A 19,463-nucleotide genomic window follows, 5' to 3' on the forward strand; every position below is an offset into this window, starting at 1 on the left:
ATTTTGAGTGAGAGTCACATGGCACAAGGACTATTGGCTGGAAAGCGTTTTTTAGTAGCGGGTATTGCAAGTAAATTATCAATCGCATTTGGTATTGCTCAAGCACTTCACCGTGAAGGTGCGGAACTTGCGTTTACCTATCCAAATGAAAAACTGAAAAAACGTGTAGATGAATTTGCAGCACAATTTGGCTCAACGATTGTTCTACCATGTGATGTGGCTGTCGATGCTGAAATTGAACAAACTTTTGTTGAATTGGCAAAACATTGGGATGGTTTAGACGGTGTGGTGCATTCGATTGGTTTTGCGCCTGCGCATACATTGGATGGTGACTTTACCGATGTAACGGATCGTGATGGTTTTAAAGTGGCACATGACATCAGTGCATATAGCTTTATTGCTATGGCGCGTGCTGCGAAGCCATTACTTTTAGTTCGTCAAGGGTGCTTGTTGACCTTGACTTACCAAGGTTCTGAGCGTGTGATGCCAAACTACAACGTGATGGGTATGGCGAAGGCATCATTAGAAGCGGGTGTACGTTATTTGGCTTCAAGCTTAGGTGCAGAAGGGATTCGTGTGAATGCGATTTCAGCAGGCCCAATCCGTACTTTGGCGGCATCAGGTATTAAATCGTTCCGCAAAATGTTAGACGTAAACGAAAAAATTTCACCACTTAAACGTAATGTGACCATTGAAGATGTGGGTAATGCTGCATTATTCCTTTGCTCACCTTGGGCAAATGGTATTACGGGTGAAATCATGTATGTCGATGCAGGTTTCAATACTGTGGGGATGAGCCCAGACTTGATGCTCGATGACTAATTTCTCAGTTGAAATGTAAAAAACGGCACATGATGTGCCGTTTTTTTTATGCTGCTTTTTATTTAGGAAGCTGTTGAATCGGGCTACCACCGAGTGCTTGCATTAACGTCACATAGGCGTTGTATTGGCTTTGTTTGGTATTGACCAACGTTAAGCGCGCAGTGCGCGTGGTTTCTTGTTGATCCAACAAGGTTTTTAAAGCCACAGCACCATAGCGATAACGCACTTGGGTCAACCGTTCCACTTTCTCAGCAAGTTCCAAATTCCGCTGTTGCAATTGTACTTGTTGGCTCAACTCAGTTCGCGCAGACAGGGCATTTTCCACATCGGCAAAGGCTTGGTACAAGGTTTGACGATATTGTACGATGGCTTTTTCATAGTCCAATTGACTAATCGCAAGGTCACGTTTCATGTCGTTATATTGCAAGAACGGTAGACTTAAACTTGCGCCTAAGGTTAGAGCTGGGTTCTTGAGCAATTGCGTTAGTGAGGTACTGCTTGAACCAAGATTCCCAGTCAAACTGATCGAAGGATAATAGCTCGCCGTGGTGGCATCTTTGGTCGCTAAACTCTCACGTAAACGCAGCTCAGCCGCTTTTAAGTCTGGACGGCGCGACAAAATGTCGGCAGGTAAGCCCGCTGCGATACTTGGCAAAGCTAAGCGTGGTAAACGCTGAGGTTCATCAATACTCAACTGCTGTACAGGCATATGCAGTAACACGGCAATTGCGGTACGGGTCTCGACCAAACTTTGCTGAATTTGACTCAGACTGGCTTTTTGACTTTGTACTGACTGTTCAGCTTGAGTTAAGTCCAGTCCTGATACAGCACCAGCTTGATACTGAACTTTAACCAGATCGTAGAGTTTTTGTGAGGTCGCAAGGCTTTGCTCGGCAGTTGTACGACTTTCATTATAATAGGCCAACTGCCAATATAATTTCGCCGTGGTGCCAATTAAGCTTTGAGCAGTGGCTTGTAAATCTTGCTCAGTTGCCAGTGCTTCCCATCTTTTTGCTTCAGTTTGGCGGGCCAATTTACCAAATAAATCGACTTCATAACTGAGTCCTGTTTTAGCAGATAATCCGCTTGATGTATCATTTCCATCATTTAAATTAAAACTATGTCCAGTAGATAAACCTGTACTTGAACTCACCCGTGGCTTTTGCTGATTCTCAGCCAGTTCTGCTTGTAAACGCGCTTGCTTTAAAGTCATCCCTGCAACGGCCAAATCGGCATTTTTTATTAGTACGGCATCGACCAGTTGATTAAGCTGTGTATCGCCAAATAACGCCCACCATTGATCGGCATACAGGGCTTGTTGACGTTGTTGTGATGTTGCTTTGTCGTACTGAAACTGAGATGGTGTTTGTACTGCTGGTGCTTGATAAGGCGTTTTAACCACAGCTGCACAACCAACCAACGTGCTGCCAAGCAACATTGTGGTACAAAGGCGCGTTATTAAAAAAGGCATATTTTTTCCTTATTCTCTAGCAAGTGCTGCAACAGGGTCGAGTTTGGCTGCATTTTTTGCAGGCAAGAAACCAAACACCACACCAATTAAAGTCGAGCATACAAATGCGGCGATAATCGAGGTGGTTGAGTAAGCAATCCCGAAATTATCTCCAGCAAATTTTTGAATGATTTGTCCTAGACCCAGCGAGAGCAACACGCCTAACACCCCACCAATCAGGCAGACTAAAATGGCTTCAATCAGGAACTGCTGCAAAATATCACTTTGACGCGCACCCACCGCCATCCGAACCCCAATTTCTTGCGTCCGTTCGGTGACTGAAACCAACATAATATTCATTACACCAATACCGCCCACCACCAAAGAAATCACGGCAATTGCAGAAACCAACAGAGTCATGGTACTGGTGGTCTTTTCAATGGTTTGGCGAATACTGTCACTGTTCATGGTGAACACATCTTGTTGACCATGGCGCAAGGTGAGCAAGTTCACAATTGCGTTTTCAGCCGCGCTAGTGGAGTACTTATCGTTGATTTGCACCACGATATTGCGCACATTACTTTGACCGAGCATACGACTCATGACCGTGGTATAGGGCATATAGACATTCAAAGTATCATCGGAACCCATGGCACTGGTTTGTGGTTCGACTACACCAATAATTCGTGCAGGGACACTTCCTAAAAGTACGACCTGCCCAATCGGACTGCTACCATCACTAAAAAACTGTTTTTGTGTGTTGGTGTCAATGACCACGTCTTGAGTACGGTCGCGGACACTTCGCTGGTCAAAGGTTTGTCCATTTTTGAAGGTCAGGCCTTTCACTGTGAAATAATCGCCACCGACACCATTAATGGTGGCATTGGCTTCACTTTGTTGATAGCGAATGGTTTTGGATGAACTCACCATGGGACTGACCGCACTCACATACGGTTGGGTGGCGAGCGCTTCAGCATCAGCAGGAACAAGAGTTTTAAAGTTAGCCGTTTTGGAGTTGTCACCAAAACCACGACCTTGGAACACCGTAATGGTATTGGTTCCTAAACTACTGATGTTACTTAAAATCTGTTGTTGTGATCCATTTCCTAAAGCCACTACTGTCACGACAGAGGCAATCCCGATAATAATGCCGAGCATGGTCAAAAAGGTTCGCATGCGGTGTGCATTCATGGACAAAAGTGCCATACGGAAGGCTTCACCTAAACGGTCTAGCAGAGAACGCCATGCGGAAACACTTTTATTTTTTTCTTGCTGGGCAGAAATCGCAGTTTCTGCATCAGGGTCGCTGTGTAGTTCAGTGTCATGCTCAGGTTGATTGACACGGTCTGCAATGATTTGCCCATCACTGATCTCGATAATCCGTGAGGCATTTTTCGCCACTTGCATATCGTGGGTGACCAAAATAATGGTATGACCCGCGGCATTCAGCTCACGCAAAATCCGCATCACTTCCACGCCACTATGCGAGTCTAGGGCACCTGTCGGTTCGTCAGCGAGAATGACATCACCGCCATTCATCAACGCACGTGCAATCGAGACACGTTGTTGCTGCCCGCCAGATAGTTGACTTGGTCGGTTTTGAGTTTTATTGCCCAGTCCCAATTCTGTCAGTAAAGCAGTGGCACGTTGTTTACGAGCATATGGTGTTGCCCCTGCATAAACCGCAGGGACTTCAACATTACCTTCTGCGGTTAAGTCGCCTAAAAGGTGGTAACGCTGGAAAATAAAACCAAAATACTCACGACGTAATTCAGCCAACTGATCCGGTTCCAGTTTACCAGTTTCGCGACCATTGACCTGATAACTTCCTGAGGTTGGGCGGTCGAGACAACCCAAAATATTCATCAGGGTCGATTTACCTGAACCCGACTGGCCGACAATGGCAACCAATTCACCTTCGTAAATGGTCAGATCAATGCCTTTGAGAATTTGGACAGTACTTTCGCCAGCTGGAAACTCTCGCACCAAATTGCTGACTTCAAGCAAGGCTTTTTTGGTCATGCTTACATTCCCATCGGTGGACTATTACGACGGCGGTTGCTGCTATTGGCAGAAGCGGCAGAGTTCTCCGAACTGTCTGCAATCACCACTTGATCACCTTCTTTTAAGCCTGCAAGCACTTGTGCATTGACGCGGTTATTGATACCCACCAAAATTTGTTTGGGTTGAGCTGAGCCGTCCGCTTGTAAGACACGAACTACGCTCAGCGTAGCTTTACCTTCTTTGACCAATTGTTGTTGTGCTGCATTTAAATTTAGACGTTCAAGACGTGGGCCTTGAGGTCGGTCTGAGTCCGATTTGCTTTGTGTCGATGACGCAGCTTGCGTATTTGAACCACTGTTACGCTTTGCATTTGCAGGACGAGTTGAAATTGCAGAAGAAGGGACTAATAACGCATTTTTTGCAGAATCGAGCACGATGTAGACTTGTGCAGTCATATCAATACGTAGCTTGCCATCATGGTTGGGTACATCAAATAGAGCATTGTAGTAAATTGCGGTGCTGGTTGATGTGCTGGTGGTACTTTCATCGCTAATCGAGTCTGGTGCAGGCTCAACTTGACGTAGGCTGGCATAACGCTTGCTGTCATCACCTAAAGTGGTGAAATACACCTGTTGGCCTTTTTCAACTTTCATGATGTCCGCTTCGCTGACCTGCGCCTTAATGGTCATGTTTTGCAATTTTGCAATTTTAACAATGGTCGGGGCACTTTGATTGGCGTTTACCGTTTGACCTTCTTCAGTCACGATCGCTACCACAGTACCATCAGTCGGTGCCACAATGCGGGTATAACCGATATTGGTTTGTGCGGTCGACTTAGTCACCTTTGCAGATTCAATCTGTGCATCAATCGCTTTAATCTGTGCTTGCGCTGTTTTATAGCTGGCCTCAGCCGATTCTAATTCTGCTTTTGATGTAGCATCTTGTGCATACATTTGTTGTTGACGTTTATATGCCAGTTGCGCCTCATTAAGACTGGCTTCTTGTTGTAGACGCTGTGCTTGCAAATTTTTAATATTGGCTTCTGCTGTTTTGAAGCTGTTTTCTTGGGTGGTTGAATCAATCTGCGCAATCAATTGGCCTTGTTTAACTTCATCACCCAGTTGCACATACATTTTCTGTACTTGACCTGAGACCTGTGCGCCAACACTCACTAGTTTGGTTGCATCTAAAGTACCTGTCGCCAATACCGTATTTTCAAGATCACCACGAGTGACCGATTCGCTAATATACTGTGGTTGTTCTTGTTTTGGTTTGAAATATTTCCACGCGACATAAGCAAGTACGGCAACACACAGTACCGCGATAACCATTTTGACAGCTTTTATTTTTTGCATTGGAATCAGGGAGTAAACAGAATTGCAGATAGTATAAAAGCGAAATACGGATAAATCGTGAATTTTTTGAACAAATAGGAATGATTATTATTTTTAAAAGACCTGTGGCGGTAATTTAAGCCGGAAAGAGTGACTTTCCACACAGCGTTGCAATGGCTTGCATCACGACATGTTCAGCATTTTCATGCCCCAAACCTTTAATCGAAGCATCAATGCGAAGCAGGAGATTGGGCCACGTTAAAAAGCACTGTGGGTTCAGTCGACGTAAGGCGTCTTGATAGACGCTGACTTTATTCTTCCAAATCCCCAGTTGTAGTGCATTTTGCGGTTGCTCAAACAGTTGCATGAGTAAACGCATTTCTTTACTGATACTCCACAAAATCAGACTGAGGGGTTCACCTGAGGCAATCAGGTATTGGTAAATTTTAATCGATTGCGCCAGATTGCCTTCGAGTAGAGCGTCACTCAAATCGAAAGTACTATAGCGGGACTGGTCTTGTAAGCAGGCATGTAAATGATCAATCTGAATCAGCTCAATCTCGGCAAAGGTGTCGCTGACACGCATTAAGCTATTTTTAGCTGCGAGTAAGTTGTGTTCATGGTGTTGTTCTAACCACTGCCATGCATCCTGACTCAGTTTAACCCCAAGCTTATCTGCTTCAATGCTTAAAATCTGCTGACGGTCACGCGGATAATTCGCGGTCAGGGCAACATGCACTCCATTGGCCTCAACCGTTTGGAAAAAGCCCGTTTTTAGGCTGGCGCTGTCCTGTTTTGGCATCACCACCAAAAGCAAGTTCTGTTCATTGCTTTGGATATAGCTTTTTAGCAACTTTAAAGCGTTAGCATCGGGCTTAATATTGCCATGAACTTCAATGGCAAGCTGACTTGAAAATAAGGACAAGCTGTTGAGTGCATTAAAGACATTTTTCCAGTCATTGACATTGTTGATGTCATGCCGTTGTCGTTCAATTTCTTGCTTTTGCCAACTTGCTCGAAAGGCATCCAGTAAATTTTGCTCAAGCAATGGTTCTTGACCTTGCATAATCCACGCGCCGCGAGCTTCATCGACACGTTTTAAGGCTTGCAAATAGTCAAGTTTCATTGTTAATAAACCTTACTGCTGTGCAGGTGGTAGACGGTTCGATGAAATCTGACGCACAATTTGCTGCGCGACATCATCCACGATGACTTGATTCAAATAGTTTTTCTCTTGGTCATCGGTATTGACGGTTTCAACGTTGTATTGATAACTACGTGATGCAACTACGGTGCGTGGTTCGGTCAGTGGACGGCCTTGCGCATCTTCGATACGGAAGGTGACATTGAGGCGTAGTAATACTTCAATCAGTTTACCGTTCAACTCTAAACGCTGCGGTTTATAATCTAGCACGCGAAGCACATAGGCATCTGAACCATTGCTCAGCTGTACACCCGACGCACCCAAATAAATTGCCAATTTTTCATGCAGTTCATCGGTGTTTTTCGGAAGCACCAAATTCATTTTTGAATAAGCAATCGGTGTTGCGCTTGGATTGGTGCCTTTTAAATGAAAGCCACACCCGACCAAGCCAGCACTTAGGCCACAAGTTAAAACAATAGCTGCCAAACGTTTGCCTAAATGCATGTGTTGTCCTCTGTTTGCTCTTTTTGATAAAAGAAAAATAATATGTCGTGATTGTATGTGCAAAGCCCGTTGACTAGCAACGGGCTTTGTTTGGGTTTTGTTTAGAAATCCCTCCCTTTGAAAAGGGAGGAGTTCCCCTCTTTAATAAAGAGGGGTTAGGGGAGATTGAATTAAACCACCAAATTCACTAATTTATTTGGCACAACAATTTCTTTCTTGGTTGGACCTGTCAAGAATTGTTGAACTTCTGGCAATGCTTTAGCCAGTGCAAGCAATTCATCTTTCGATGTATCTACAGACACTTCTAGTTTGCCACGTAGTTTACCATTCACTTGAACCACAATCGTTTGCGTATTACGTGTGAGTGCAGATTCGTCTACAGTCGGGAACAACACGCTGGTTAAGTCCAGTCCAAATTCAGCCAATAAAGTTTGGCTTAAATGTGGTGCAAATGGCGCAAGTAAAGTTAAAAGCGTCGTAATCGATTCACGAGCAACCGCAATATCGTTATCATTTTTCGCTTCAAACTTGTTGTTCGCATTTAACAGTTCCATCATCGCTGCAATAGCCGTGTTAAAGGCATGGCGGCGTTCGATGTCATCACCCACTTTTTGAATGGTTTCATGCGTTTTACGACGTAAGTCTTGTGCTTCTGTAGACAGTTGAGCAGTATCAATTGCAGAGGCTGCATTACCTTTTTCAAGGAAACTTGCAACCAAACGCCATACACGTTTCAAGAAACGGTTTGCGCCTTCCACACCTGCATCAGACCATTCAAGAGATTGATCTGGTGGAGCAGCAAACATCATGAATACACGTGCTGTATCTGCACCGTACTGATCAATAATAGCTTGCGGGTCGATACCGTTATTTTTCGATTTCGACATTTTCTCTTGTCCGCCCACAATCACGTCCTGACCATCACCTTGGTATTTCGCAGACAGAATACGACCTTTTTCATCACGTTCGAGGTCGATATCCGCGGGGTTAAACCAAGTTTTCTTGCCTGATTCAGCTTCACGGTAATAAGTGTCTGCCAAAACCATACCCTGAGTTAACAGGTTGGTAAATGGTTCATTGCCTTGTACTACACCTTCATCACGCATCAATTTGTGGAAGAAGCGTGCATAAAGTAAGTGCAGAATCGCGTGTTCAACACCACCGATGTATTGGTTTACAGGAAGCCATGTTTGAGCAGCTTCAGGCTTAACTAAACCATCAGTAAAATCAGGAGATGCATAACGTGCATAGTACCAAGATGACTCTACAAAGGTATCTAAAGTATCAGTTTCACGACGCGCATCACCACCACAGCTTGGGCAAGTGGTTTGATAAAACTCAGGCATCTTGTTCAATGGGTTACCCGAGCCATCAGGTACGACATCAGTCGGTAAGACCACTGGAAGTTGCTCTTCAGGTACAGGAACCTGACCACATTTTTCACAGTTGATCATTGGAATTGGACAACCCCAATAACGCTGACGCGATACACCCCAGTCACGTAAACGGAACTGAACTTTGGTGCTTGCAAGAGTTGTTGGTTCTAATTTCGCAAGGAACGCATCATAAGCTGCTTGAAAGTCTAAACCGTCAAATTCAGCAGAATTGACCAATTTACCCTCTTTAGAGCCGTACCATTCTTGCCATTGTGCAGCATCAAAGTCTGCATCGTCTGCACCTTGAGCATCAATCACTTGTTTAATGGTTAAGCCATATTTATTGGCAAATTCAAAATCACGTTCGTCGTGTGCAGGTACAGCCATCACTGCGCCAGAGCCATAAGACATCAACACGTAGTTGGCAATCCAAACAGGAACTGCTTCGCCAGTGACAGGATGCTTTACAGACAGACCTGTTGCCATGCCTTTCTTTTCAGCAGTGGCAAGGTCAGCTTCAGCCACAGAACCCATACGGCATTCTTCAATAAATGCTTTAAGTTCAGCATTATTTTCCGCAGCTTTCAGCGCCATTGGATGTTCTGCTGCAACAGCAACATAAGTCACACCCATTAAGGTGTCAGCACGTGTTGTAAATACTGTTAAGCCATCTGCATATACGTCAGGATTTGCAGAAGGGAAGGTAATATCCATCCCTTGTGAACGACCAATCCAGTTGCGTTGCATGGTCAAGACTTGCTGTGGCCAACCGTCTTTTAAGGTATCTAAATCGTCTAATAATTCTTGTGCATAGTCGGTGATGCGGAAGTAGTACATTGGAATATCACGTTTTTCAACCAATGCACCTGAGCGCCAGCCACGACCATTTTCAACTTGTTCATTGGCCAGTACCGTCTGATCCACAGGATCCCAGTTTACTGTTGAAAGTTTACGGTAAATAAGGCCTTTTTTATAAAGTTGCACGAACAACCACTGTTCCCAGCGGTAGTACTCAGGGGTACACGTTGCAAATTCACGATCCCAATCGACTGATAGACCTAATTTTTTTAATTGGTCACGCATATATGCGATGTTTTCAAAGGTCCATTTCGCAGGTGCAACTTGGTGTGCAATCGCAGCGTTTTCAGCAGGTAAACCAAAAGCATCCCAACCCATAGGTTGCAGGACAGTTTCCCCTTTGAGACGGTGGAAACGGCTGATGACATCACCAATAGTGTAGTTACGCACATGACCCATATGCAGTTTGCCACTTGGATAAGGGAACATCGAGAGGATATAACGACGTGGACCTTCTACAGAGTCGGCAACTTTAAAGGCTTTACGAGCTTCCCAGTCGTGTTGGACGGTAGGTTCAATCGCGCTCGCTTGATATTCAGGGTCAATGTGAGTAGTCATATACGTATGTAGAACAATGGTTAAAAAGTTTGTTGCACAGCATAGCGCAAAATGCACCTAAAAGTGAATTTTGCGCTATGTTTTGTGCAGGAAATTAAACAAGCTGAAAATAAATCTGGAACCGTACGGAATGATTAAACCGCAGGGCGGACTTGTTGGCCTTGTTGAAGTGCTTCATTCGCTTCACGTCGTTGATTTTCTAAATCAACCGCTGGTGCTGGGGCAGCACTTGGTACAGCATTGGGGGGAGCTGGTACGGTATTTGGCATATTGGCAGGTGGAGGTGCTTCCGGTGAAGCAGCTGGTGGCGAATTTTTCCAACCATAGGTATCGACTTTGCCTTTTTTCTTTGCTGTTTTGGGTGGAGGTGTCGTGGTGTAATGTGTCGAGCCTTGGCTATCAACCCACTTATAATACGTCTTGGCAAAGCTTTGTGTACTGCCCATTGCAATCCCCATCCCCACCAAACATGCTGCCATTTTTGCAAACTGAATACTCATCTACCATTGTCCTTTTTATATCCGTAATCATTGGATTTTATCGGGTTTATCGTGGTCGTTATTTTATGCCAATTTTAGAGCAATAAGCAGTGTTTGATGTGTTTTTCATCTGAGTTTTTTGAAATATTTTGCAGGTCAAATCCTCAGTCTAACGCGTGAAATATGTGTTATGACAAAGTATCAAAATAAGAAAGTTGTGTTAAAACCTGATGAGCAAATGCTGATCTATATTTAAAACTGAAAAAATCTGAGATAGATGTTGGATTTAAATTTAAGTGAATATCTTATTAAACTTATTTATAGGTTTTATTATGTTTTTTTATTAATAAATTCAGTGAAATAGAAATCTATTTGTTTTTGCACTAAAAAACCGAGAAAAAGCGACTCAGTTTTCTTTGTTCGCGATGAATAAAAAACAAACGCTCTGTAAATAAACAAAAAAAAGCTAATTTTTAAACTTGACTTTAGTCAGGAAACTCCTAAAAATGCTGTCTTTAGTTTTATATGCCTTTACTCGATCACCCTTCGATAAAGTGTCATTTCATGCAATGGACACGCTTTCTAGCCGAGACCGTGAACAAAGTAAAAAAATGTGTTTATCCCAACACGTTTTAGATCTCATATTGCTCAAACAGCATACAGATCAGAATTTTTTCCTATTGCTATGAAAACTAAGAAATATGTGTGCTATAACAGTGCAGACAATCAATGAATGAAACACTGCTGGTGCCTTCCACCATTGCAGTGATAAAGATTAGGGTGAATCACGTTGGAACTTTTATCTGGTGGTGAAATGCTCGTTCGCGCATTGGCGGACGAAGGCGTTGAACATGTATTTGGATATCCAGGCGGCGCAGTTTTACATATCTACGACGCGTTCTTTCAACAAGACAAAATCAATCATTACCTCGTGCGCCATGAACAAGCTGCTGGTCATATGGCAGATGCTTACTCACGCGTAACAGGTAAGACGGGTGTGGTCCTCGTGACTTCAGGTCCGGGTGCAACCAATACTGTGACTCCAATTGCAACGGCTTATATGGACTCAATCCCAATGGTGATTTTGTCAGGTCAGGTTGCGTCACATTTAATTGGTGAAGATGCATTTCAAGAAACAGATATGGTCGGTATTTCTCGTCCGATCGTAAAACATAGTTTCCAAGTGCGCCATGCCAGCGAAATTCCTTCGATTATTAAGAAGGCATTTTATATTGCTGCTTCTGGTCGTCCAGGTCCAGTTGTGGTCGATATTCCAAAAGATGCAACCAATCCTGCTGAGAAATTTGCTTACGAATACCCAGAAAAAGTGAAGATGCGTTCGTATCAACCGCCGCATCGTGGTCACTCAGGTCAAATTCGTAAAGCGATTGAAGAGCTGATTCATGCTAAACGTCCTGTGATTTATTCAGGCGGTGGCGTGGTTCAAGGTAATGCTTCTACACAGTTAACTGAACTGGCGCACATTTTGGGCTTCCCAGTCACCAATACCTTGATGGGGCTTGGTGCATTTCCAGGCAATGATCCGCAGTTTATTGGCATGTTGGGTATGCATGGTACCTATGAAGCCAATATGACCATGCACAATGCTGATGTGATTTTGTGTATCGGTGCGCGTTTCGATGACCGTGTGACCAATAATCCAGCAAAATTCTGTCCAAATGCCAAAGTGATTCATATTGATATCGACCCTGCGACGATTTCAAAAACCATCATGGCGCATATCCCGATCGTGGGTGCGGTAGAACCTGTCCTTCAAGAAATGCTGACACAGTTGAAACAAATGAATGTGTCTAAACCAAATCCTGAAGACATGGCTGCTTGGTGGGCGCAAATTAATGAATGGCGTAAAGTTCATGGTATGCGTTATGAGTCTGGTGCAAACGGCGTAATGAAACCACAACAAGTGGTGGAAGCGTTGGATAAAATCACCAATGGTGATGCGATCATTACTTCTGACGTAGGTCAGCATCAAATGTTTGGTGCGAACTATTATAAGTATAAACGTCCACGCCAATGGATTAACTCGGGTGGCTTAGGCACCATGGGTGTAGGTTTACCCTATGCGATGGCGGCGAAATTGGCTTTCCCTGACCAACAAGTGGTGTGTATCACAGGTGAAGCATCGATTCAGATGTGTATCCAAGAGCTTTCGACGTGTAAGCAATATGGCCTAAACGTAAAAATCCTCTGCTTGAATAACCAAGCTCTAGGGATGGTGAAGCAGTGGCAAGATATGAACTATGAAGGACGTCACTCAAGTTCTTATATCGATTCATTGCCTGACTTCCCTAAATTGATGGAAGCATATGGTCATGTTGGTATTCAAATTGACCATGCGGATGAGCTAGAGTCGAAGCTTGCTGAAGCAATGGCGATCAATGATAAATGTGTATTTATTAATGTGATGGTTGACCGTACAGAGCATGTTTATCCAATGCTTATTGCAGGTCAGTCAATGCAAGATATGTGGTTAGGTAAAGGGGAGCGCACGTCATGAGACACATTATCTCTGTACTTGTAGAAAACGAAGCTGGTGCGCTTTCTCGTTTGGTGGGTTTATTTTCTCAACGTGGTTATAACATTGAAACCTTAAACGTTGCACCAACCGAAGATCCGACCTTATCTCGTTTGACATTAACGACTTATGGCGATGACCATAAAATTGAACAAATCACCAAACAGCTCAACAAATTGGTTGAAGTGGTGAAAGTGGTTGACCTGTCTGAAGGTGCGCACATTGAGCGTGAGTTGATGTTGATTAAAGTCAAATCACTTGGCTCGGCACGTGCTGAAATTAAACGAACTGCGGACATTTTCCGTGCGCAAATTGTTGATGTCACCCCAACGACGTATACCATTCAAATCGCGGGTACGACTGAAAAAATTGATGGTTTTATTGATGCGTTAGCAGAAAACACCATCCTGGAAGTTGTACGCTCAGGTGTTTCAGGCATCGCGCGTGGCGAAAAAGTTTTAACCATTTAATTAATTAACACGATTCAACCTCCTTTTGAGAAAGAGGAGGATTTCATCAAACAATAAACCCCTTGATGGAATTACAGAATACCAAGCATTTTAGCGGAGACAGCAATGCAAATTTTTTACGATAAAGACTGCGACTTATCTATCATCCAATCTAAGAAAGTAGCGATCATTGGTTACGGTTCACAAGGCCACGCACACGCGCTTAACCTTAAAGATTCTGGTGTAGACGTAACTGTTGGCTTACGCGCTGGTTCTACTTCTTGGAAAAAAGCTGAAAATTCAGGTCTTAAAGTTGCTGAAGTTCCTGCTGCAGTTGCTCAAGCTGACGTTGTCATGATCTTGACTCCAGATGAGTTCCAATCACAACTTTATCGTGACGTGATCGAGCCAAATATCAAAGAAGGTGCAACGTTAGCATTTGCTCACGGTTTCTCTGTTCTTTATAACCAAGTTGTTCCACGTGCTGATCTTGATGTAATCATGGTTGCACCAAAAGCACCAGGTCATACAGTACGTTCTGAATACCAACGTGGTTCAGGTGTTCCTGACTTAATCGCGATTCATCAAGATGCGTCTGGTAATGCACGCAACGTAGCACTTTCTTATGCTTCTGGTGTAGGTGGTGGCCGTACAGGTATTATCGAGACTTCATTCCGTGAAGAAACTGAAACTGACTTGTTCGGTGAGCAAGCAGTTCTTTGTGGTGGTGCGGTAGAACTTGTGAAAATGGGCTTCGAAACTTTGGTAGAAGCAGGTTATGCACCTGAAATGGCTTACTTCGAATGCTTACACGAACTTAAGTTAATCGTTGACTTGATGTTTGAAGGTGGTATCGCGGACATGAACTATTCAGTGTCTAACAACGCTGAATATGGTGAATACGTAACTGGAGTTGAAGTCATCAACGAACAGTCTCGTGAAGCGATGCGCAATGCACTTAAACGTATCCAATCTGGTGAATACGCGAAGATGTTTATTAACGAAGGTGCGTTGAACTACCCATCAATGACTGCTCGTCGTCGTCAAAACGCAGCGCATGGCATTGAAGTAACAGGTAATAAACTTCGTGCAATGATGCCGTGGATTCAAGCGAACAAAATCGTTGATAAAGAGAAGAATTAATTTCTCGAATCAATTGATTTGAATGCGAAAACCCACTCTATTTGAGTAGGTTTTTTCTATTTTTATTGTTACGTGCCTCAAAAAGATGAAAGCAGTGCTTTCATCTTTTTCGTACTTTGGATTCAAGCAAACAAGATCGTCGATAAAGAAAAGAACTAAGGTTACGTTACGTGCCTTTTAAAAAGGGAAAGCAATGCTTTCCCTTTTTTTTTCGTACCTTAGATTCAAGCGAACAAGATTGTAGATAAAGAAAAGAACTAAGTTTCTGATCTAGCTTATTTTAAGTAATAAAACCCTGCTTCGGTAGGGTTTTTTATTAATCTACTACTAATTTGTTATGTAGGGAAAAGTTATTGACTAAAAAGCTGTGAGTATAAATGGGATGCTGATATGGATATTGCTACACAGCTATAAGTTGATCTTACCCGTGTTCAAAATCGTTATATGGAGTCAGCGAGAATTCCATTTCAGTGCTAGATATATGAGCAGCATATATTGTCAAAAAACTATTGGATTAATAACGTATCCATGGGCTTTATTGCAATAAATGCAACTCTCAAAAAGTGTACTTATGCTTACGTTTGAGTTTTTAGTGTGAGATTTAGATTTCTAAAATAGTGTGTCGTGTAAATTTAAGGCTTGATTGTGTGATTTTAGTCATATTGTTCAATCCCTAAAACTGGGTAAATAGCATGTGAATAAACTTTGGATTTTAGCAAGATGATCGACCTGAATTGAAAGATTGGTAGAAATATAAAGTAAAAAAAAGATGAAAAATGGATTTTTTAGCGGGTTAAGAAATTATTCACTCAAATATGTAATTAAATGTAAATTTGAAATATTGAAAATTTCTAAGATAAAACAGAGATTTATTTAAAATATAAAAAAGCACTAAAATTGTGTATCACTGAAAGTAGTGTAACTATTTTTAGGGATTTACAAAGTTAATGAATAAATAAAATATAAATAAAAACATTATTTTAATTTTACTTTTTTGAGGTTTTAAAGTTGGGTCTCTATTTGAGTGAAAAAGGCTGCATAGATGGTTTTTTATACAGAACAACTAGAATAAAAACACACTTAAGAAAAGCTTGGTAGTCCATAAAGGCCCAGTTTTGTTTAAGCGTAATCATAACAACTAATCTAGTTTTAATAATAAACATCTCGGAGAATGGCTATGAATAAGTTAATTCAAGCATCATTGATTGCAGTTGTATTTGGTGTGAGTTCAACAGCAATTTATGCAGCACCAAAAAAGGAATCTAAACAATGTGGCGGTGCACCATGTGAAGGTGAAATCGATATTGAGTTAGAGATTCTTAAAGCGTGCGAGTTGAAAGTGGGTAAAGATATTAAACTGGTTGAAGAAAGTTATACTGGGTCAAGTGGTTTCACTGTGGTGACAAACACGCCATATAATTTGAATTTGTCTACGCTTAATGCTGGTACAAGCGCAGATACTTTTGTTAAACATGCGACCACTACAGACAAAGTCTATACAACAGTTAAAACGACGAAAGGGGGTACAAGCTACCCAATCGGTTCAACACCTGTAACAGGTATGAATACGGATAACTTTGTTGTTAATGTTTCGCCAAAAACAGCCATTTCTGGTACTCAACGTGCTGGTACTTATAAAGATACGCTATTTATTAAAGTAACTTACTAATTGTATACTCAGAAGTTGATTCTACGTAGATAGGGTCAACTTCTTCTTGTTCGAAGAATTATAAAAAAATATAAATATTAGGGGGTGGTATGAAACTGTCTATTAAAGCATTATCACTAAGTTTAGTTGCTTTCCTTTTCAATACTCAACTATATGCTGGTATTTCGATTAGCCCAGTGCAGTTGTATTTAACTGATAAATCGAAGCAACGGAGTTCAACTTTTACACTAGAGTCTAAGGGGGGTGATGAGTCTCCGCGTATATTTGAAGCACAAGCTGTTAAGTGGACACAGGGTGAGAATGGAGAAGATATATACTCTCCCGTATCCAATATCATCATTAACCCGAAGAACTTTATTTTAAAACCAAATTCAAAACAAATGGTCCGGGTCGGTTTTACACAATCAGTAGAAAGTATGAATTTAAGCCAAGAAGAAACTTGGCGTATTATCTTTACAGAACTACCGCAGGTTACAAATGATGAATCTAAAATTGCACTATTGCTTAGCTTGAATGTCCCTTTTTTTGTTGGTAAACAAGAACCTGCTTACTTAAAATTTATTGCTAGAAAGCAAAATGGTCGTACCATTATAAATGTTGAAAATCTAGCAAAATCGCATATTCAAATCCAAAAACTTTATGTTATGGATAAAAATAAAAAGGTGGTTGCGGAATCAGCAGATATGAAGTACCTCTTGGCTCTGGGAAAAAATCATTACGATTTAGGAAATGCACCAATACTCGGTGCGAATAATTATAAAATTGTAGTAGAGACTGATAAGGGAGATACCCCCTTGGAGTTTAATTTAGTTGAGTAGCGGCTATGAACAGAATCACGTTGCTTGTATATTGTATTTTATGTGCAAATTCTGTTCGTGCAGAGCCAGCGACTTTACCTGATGATTTGTTTCCAACAAATATTTGGGTGAATGGAGTGGATCGCAAAAGTGAAGTGTTATTGCTGACAGAAAACAATCTCTATTATGTAGAGTGCCAAGACCTTGAAAAATTGCAACTTAATATGGGGTTGTTTAAGCACCATTCAGTAAAAAATAGTTTTTGCTTAGTCAGTGATAATGATATCCAAACAGAGTTTGATTCAGGTTTACAAGCCATAAAATTGACACTTCCTGCTAAGTTTTTCGCTGGCTCTGCCGATGAAGACAGTATTGCGCAGCCGATGAAAGCAAACTTCGGCGCATTTTTAAATTACGACCTAAATTATGAAAAAAACAAACAGGATGAAAATTTTGGAGTATTACCTGAACTGGGTATTTTTAAAGATAATTGGATTTTAAGAAATAATGCAGTCTATCGAAATAATAAAGGCTTTGATTTTGAAGAAGAGGAGTTTGTTCGTTTAAATAGCAGCCTTGAAATTGATTTTGCTAAAAGTGCGACAAAACTAATTATAGGGGATACAACCTCTCCTTATAGTGCACTTATTAATGGGGTGCGTTTTGGAGGAATCAGCTTTGGGACGGATTATGTATCGCGTCCTGATTATGTTTATTGGAACATTCCGAGCCTAAGAGGTAGTGCGGTTCTTCCATCAACGGTTGATTTATATATTGATGGCGTAAATATTTATCAGAAAAAAATCTCGCCTGGGGATTTTAATTTACAAACAGGTGCAAGTATTGAAAGTGCAGGTACGGCACAAATGGTTGTGCAAGATGTGCTTGGAAATACGACAGTACGTAGTTTTCCTGTACTTATTAGTAATAAATTGCTTAGAGAGGGGTTGAATGACTACAACATCTCATTGGGGAAGTTGCGTTTTAATTATGATGAGAGTAATGGTGATTATCGTGATTTTTTTACTTCAGTCTATTTTCGTCGAGGCATGACAAGCAGAACAACACTAGGTGCAAGTGCAACATATAGTGATGATATTCGAAGTGCGGGCTTGCTTTGGACGCAAGCTGTAAACAGGTGGTTTGTATTGGATAGTATTTTATTGGGTAGTCAAACAGATGTTGAAGATGGCTACTCCGCGGGCATAGCCATTAATCGGAATTTTGGTAAATTAAATTTTGGTGCAAGTTCTAAATATGCAACCAAAGATTATCGCGCTTTAGGTTATGAAGATAATCATGTTTTCCCAAAATTTGAAAATATGGCTTATTTTAGCATACCGAATTTCCCAATTTTTAAAAATCTGAATGTAAATTATATCGAGCAAATTCAATACGAATCAGATAACGTGTTATTTAATGTTGAAGATCGAAAAATGCTGACTGTTGGTGTAAGCCAAGAAATTACACCGAGACTAATGTATACCGCAAACTACTTTCAAGAATTTGGTGATTCTGATAACTCAGGTGCTTTTATCTCATTTTCCTATAATTTTGGTGCTGGTCGGCGTGTTCAAGCAGATGCAGGTACAAATAAATCTGGAGGTATCCGCTATATTCAGAATTCATTTGGAGAGTATGGTGCAAATTATGCAGTTGGTGTTGACTATCGTAATGATGAAGCGGTGTTTAACACTTATGGTGGCTTATCGACTGAAGTTGGGGATTTGACGATCAACTACTTGAAGAGCGATACGGATTACTCTGGACAAGTTAATTTTAGGGGGGCTGTAGTTTTGTTAGGTGGTCAATATGCAATGACTAGTGCCGTGGACAATGCATTTGCTTTAGTTAAAGTGGGAGATCGCAAGGATATTGATGTTTTACGTTCGATGTCACCTGTTGGAAAAACCAATGAGGAAGGGTATGCATTTGTACACGATATCGTTCCTTATATTAACTACGACATTTCGTTTGATGCAAATCAGTTGCCGATTGAAAGCAAAGTACCGAATGCTGCATATCGTTTAGTTGCATTGGGACAGCGTGGCTACACGATTAATTTCCAAGTGTTCGATACGCAACAGATATTGGTGAAAATTTTAGATGAACAAGGGAATACATTTGTCGCAGGGAGTGAGGTTGAGATTGATACCCCAGAAGCGGATATTTACCCAATTGGTACGGATGGTACCGTGATGTTATATGGTTTGGTTGAAGGTAATTATAAGTTAACAGTACGAACCAGTGGTGGTCGTTCATGTCAAACAGCACTTACAGTGTCTAAGACAGTTGAAAATCAATCACCAGAGTTAATTTCATTGCAGTGCAAATAATAGG

At 41.7% G+C, this 19,463-nt stretch carries 14 protein-coding genes; 7 read left to right on the plus strand and 7 right to left on the minus strand.

From position 1 onward, the window contains the following. Positions 1 to 18: 18 nt before the first annotated feature. Complete coding sequence (locus F986_RS17110) at positions 19 to 822, plus strand: enoyl-ACP reductase FabI (protein ID WP_004697637.1); 804 nt, start codon at positions 19 to 21, stop codon at positions 820 to 822. 58 nt (positions 823 to 880) lie between these two features. Here the strand turns inward: F986_RS17110 and F986_RS17115 are convergent, their stop codons facing one another. From F986_RS17115 to F986_RS17145, 7 genes are all read right to left on the minus strand, one after another. After that, positions 881 to 2,281, minus strand: coding sequence for an efflux transporter outer membrane subunit (locus F986_RS17115; protein ID WP_162182428.1), 1,401 nt, complete (start codon positions 2,279 to 2,281; stop codon positions 881 to 883). A 21-nt stretch (positions 2,282 to 2,302) separates the two neighbouring features. Further along, positions 2,303 to 4,294: a MacB family efflux pump subunit gene (locus F986_RS17120; RefSeq protein ID WP_004697639.1), complete on the minus strand. Its 1,992-nt coding sequence runs from the start codon at positions 4,292 to 4,294 to the stop codon at positions 2,303 to 2,305. A gap of 2 nt (positions 4,295 to 4,296) precedes the next feature. Further along, positions 4,297 to 5,631, minus strand: a complete 1,335-nt coding sequence (locus F986_RS17125) for a MacA family efflux pump subunit (protein ID WP_004697640.1) — start codon at positions 5,629 to 5,631, stop codon at positions 4,297 to 4,299. 115 nt (positions 5,632 to 5,746) lie between these two features. Beyond that, positions 5,747 to 6,736 (minus strand): DNA polymerase III subunit delta, encoded by a 990-nt coding sequence (gene holA, locus F986_RS17130; RefSeq protein WP_004697641.1) that lies wholly within the window; start codon positions 6,734 to 6,736, stop codon positions 5,747 to 5,749. Positions 6,737 to 6,748: 12 nt separating this feature from the next. After that, positions 6,749 to 7,258 (minus strand): LPS-assembly lipoprotein LptE, encoded by a 510-nt coding sequence (locus tag F986_RS17135; RefSeq protein WP_004697644.1) that lies wholly within the window; start codon positions 7,256 to 7,258, stop codon positions 6,749 to 6,751. A 170-nt stretch (positions 7,259 to 7,428) separates the two neighbouring features. Next, positions 7,429 to 10,050, minus strand: a complete 2,622-nt coding sequence (gene leuS / locus F986_RS17140) for a leucine--tRNA ligase (RefSeq protein WP_004697645.1) — start codon at positions 10,048 to 10,050, stop codon at positions 7,429 to 7,431. A gap of 134 nt (positions 10,051 to 10,184) precedes the next feature. Further along, positions 10,185 to 10,529 (minus strand): DUF4124 domain-containing protein, encoded by a 345-nt coding sequence (locus F986_RS17145; RefSeq protein ID WP_406935412.1) that lies wholly within the window; start codon positions 10,527 to 10,529, stop codon positions 10,185 to 10,187. 790 nt (positions 10,530 to 11,319) lie between these two features. Between F986_RS17145 and F986_RS17150 the strand changes: the two genes are divergently transcribed. From F986_RS17150 to F986_RS17175, 6 genes are all read left to right on the plus strand, one after another. Next, complete coding sequence (locus F986_RS17150; protein WP_004697652.1) at positions 11,320 to 13,047, plus strand: acetolactate synthase 3 large subunit; 1,728 nt, start codon at positions 11,320 to 11,322, stop codon at positions 13,045 to 13,047. Next, a complete protein-coding gene (gene ilvN / locus F986_RS17155; RefSeq protein WP_004697653.1) occupies positions 13,044 to 13,535 on the plus strand; it encodes an acetolactate synthase small subunit in 492 nt (163 codons plus the stop codon). Before F986_RS17150 ends, ilvN begins: the two co-directional genes overlap by 4 nt. Positions 13,536 to 13,640: 105 nt before the next feature. Beyond that, positions 13,641 to 14,657 (plus strand): ketol-acid reductoisomerase, encoded by a 1,017-nt coding sequence (ilvC, locus tag F986_RS17160; RefSeq protein ID WP_004697656.1) that lies wholly within the window; start codon positions 13,641 to 13,643, stop codon positions 14,655 to 14,657. Between the two features lie 1,177 nt (positions 14,658 to 15,834). After that, positions 15,835 to 16,326: a hypothetical protein gene (locus tag F986_RS17165; RefSeq protein ID WP_004697657.1), complete on the plus strand. Its 492-nt coding sequence runs from the start codon at positions 15,835 to 15,837 to the stop codon at positions 16,324 to 16,326. An 89-nt stretch (positions 16,327 to 16,415) separates the two neighbouring features. Further along, complete coding sequence (locus F986_RS17170) at positions 16,416 to 17,144, plus strand: fimbrial biogenesis chaperone (protein ID WP_004697659.1); 729 nt, start codon at positions 16,416 to 16,418, stop codon at positions 17,142 to 17,144. Between the two features lie 5 nt (positions 17,145 to 17,149). Further along, complete coding sequence (locus F986_RS17175; RefSeq protein ID WP_004697662.1) at positions 17,150 to 19,459, plus strand: fimbria/pilus outer membrane usher protein; 2,310 nt, start codon at positions 17,150 to 17,152, stop codon at positions 19,457 to 19,459. Positions 19,460 to 19,463: the final 4 nt, after the last annotated feature.

This window comes from Acinetobacter johnsonii CIP 64.6 (genome assembly GCF_000368045.1).
GTDB classification, from domain to species: domain Bacteria; phylum Pseudomonadota; class Gammaproteobacteria; order Pseudomonadales; family Moraxellaceae; genus Acinetobacter; species Acinetobacter johnsonii.

Excerpts from the sequence above, each read along its gene's own strand:
- F986_RS17170 (WP_004697659.1), top strand. The coding sequence starts at position 16,416 with ATGAAACTGTCTATTAAAGCATTATCACTAAGTTTAGTTGCTTTCCTT.
- F986_RS17145 (WP_406935412.1), bottom strand. The coding sequence starts at position 10,529 with ATGGCAGCATGTTTGGTGGGGATGGGGATTGCAATGGGCAGTACACAA.
- F986_RS17110 (WP_004697637.1), top strand. The coding sequence starts at position 19 with ATGGCACAAGGACTATTGGCTGGAAAGCGTTTTTTAGTAGCGGGTATT.
- ilvC (WP_004697656.1), top strand. The coding sequence starts at position 13,641 with ATGCAAATTTTTTACGATAAAGACTGCGACTTATCTATCATCCAATCT.
- holA (WP_004697641.1), bottom strand. The coding sequence starts at position 6,736 with ATGAAACTTGACTATTTGCAAGCCTTAAAACGTGTCGATGAAGCTCGC.
- leuS (WP_004697645.1), bottom strand. The coding sequence starts at position 10,050 with ATGACTACTCACATTGACCCTGAATATCAAGCGAGCGCGATTGAACCT.
- F986_RS17175 (WP_004697662.1), top strand. The coding sequence starts at position 17,150 with ATGAACAGAATCACGTTGCTTGTATATTGTATTTTATGTGCAAATTCT.
- ilvN (WP_004697653.1), top strand. The coding sequence starts at position 13,044 with ATGAGACACATTATCTCTGTACTTGTAGAAAACGAAGCTGGTGCGCTT.
- F986_RS17120 (WP_004697639.1), bottom strand. The coding sequence starts at position 4,294 with ATGACCAAAAAAGCCTTGCTTGAAGTCAGCAATTTGGTGCGAGAGTTT.
- F986_RS17125 (WP_004697640.1), bottom strand. The coding sequence starts at position 5,631 with ATGCAAAAAATAAAAGCTGTCAAAATGGTTATCGCGGTACTGTGTGTT.
- F986_RS17165 (WP_004697657.1), top strand. The coding sequence starts at position 15,835 with ATGAATAAGTTAATTCAAGCATCATTGATTGCAGTTGTATTTGGTGTG.
- F986_RS17135 (WP_004697644.1), bottom strand. The coding sequence starts at position 7,258 with ATGCATTTAGGCAAACGTTTGGCAGCTATTGTTTTAACTTGTGGCCTA.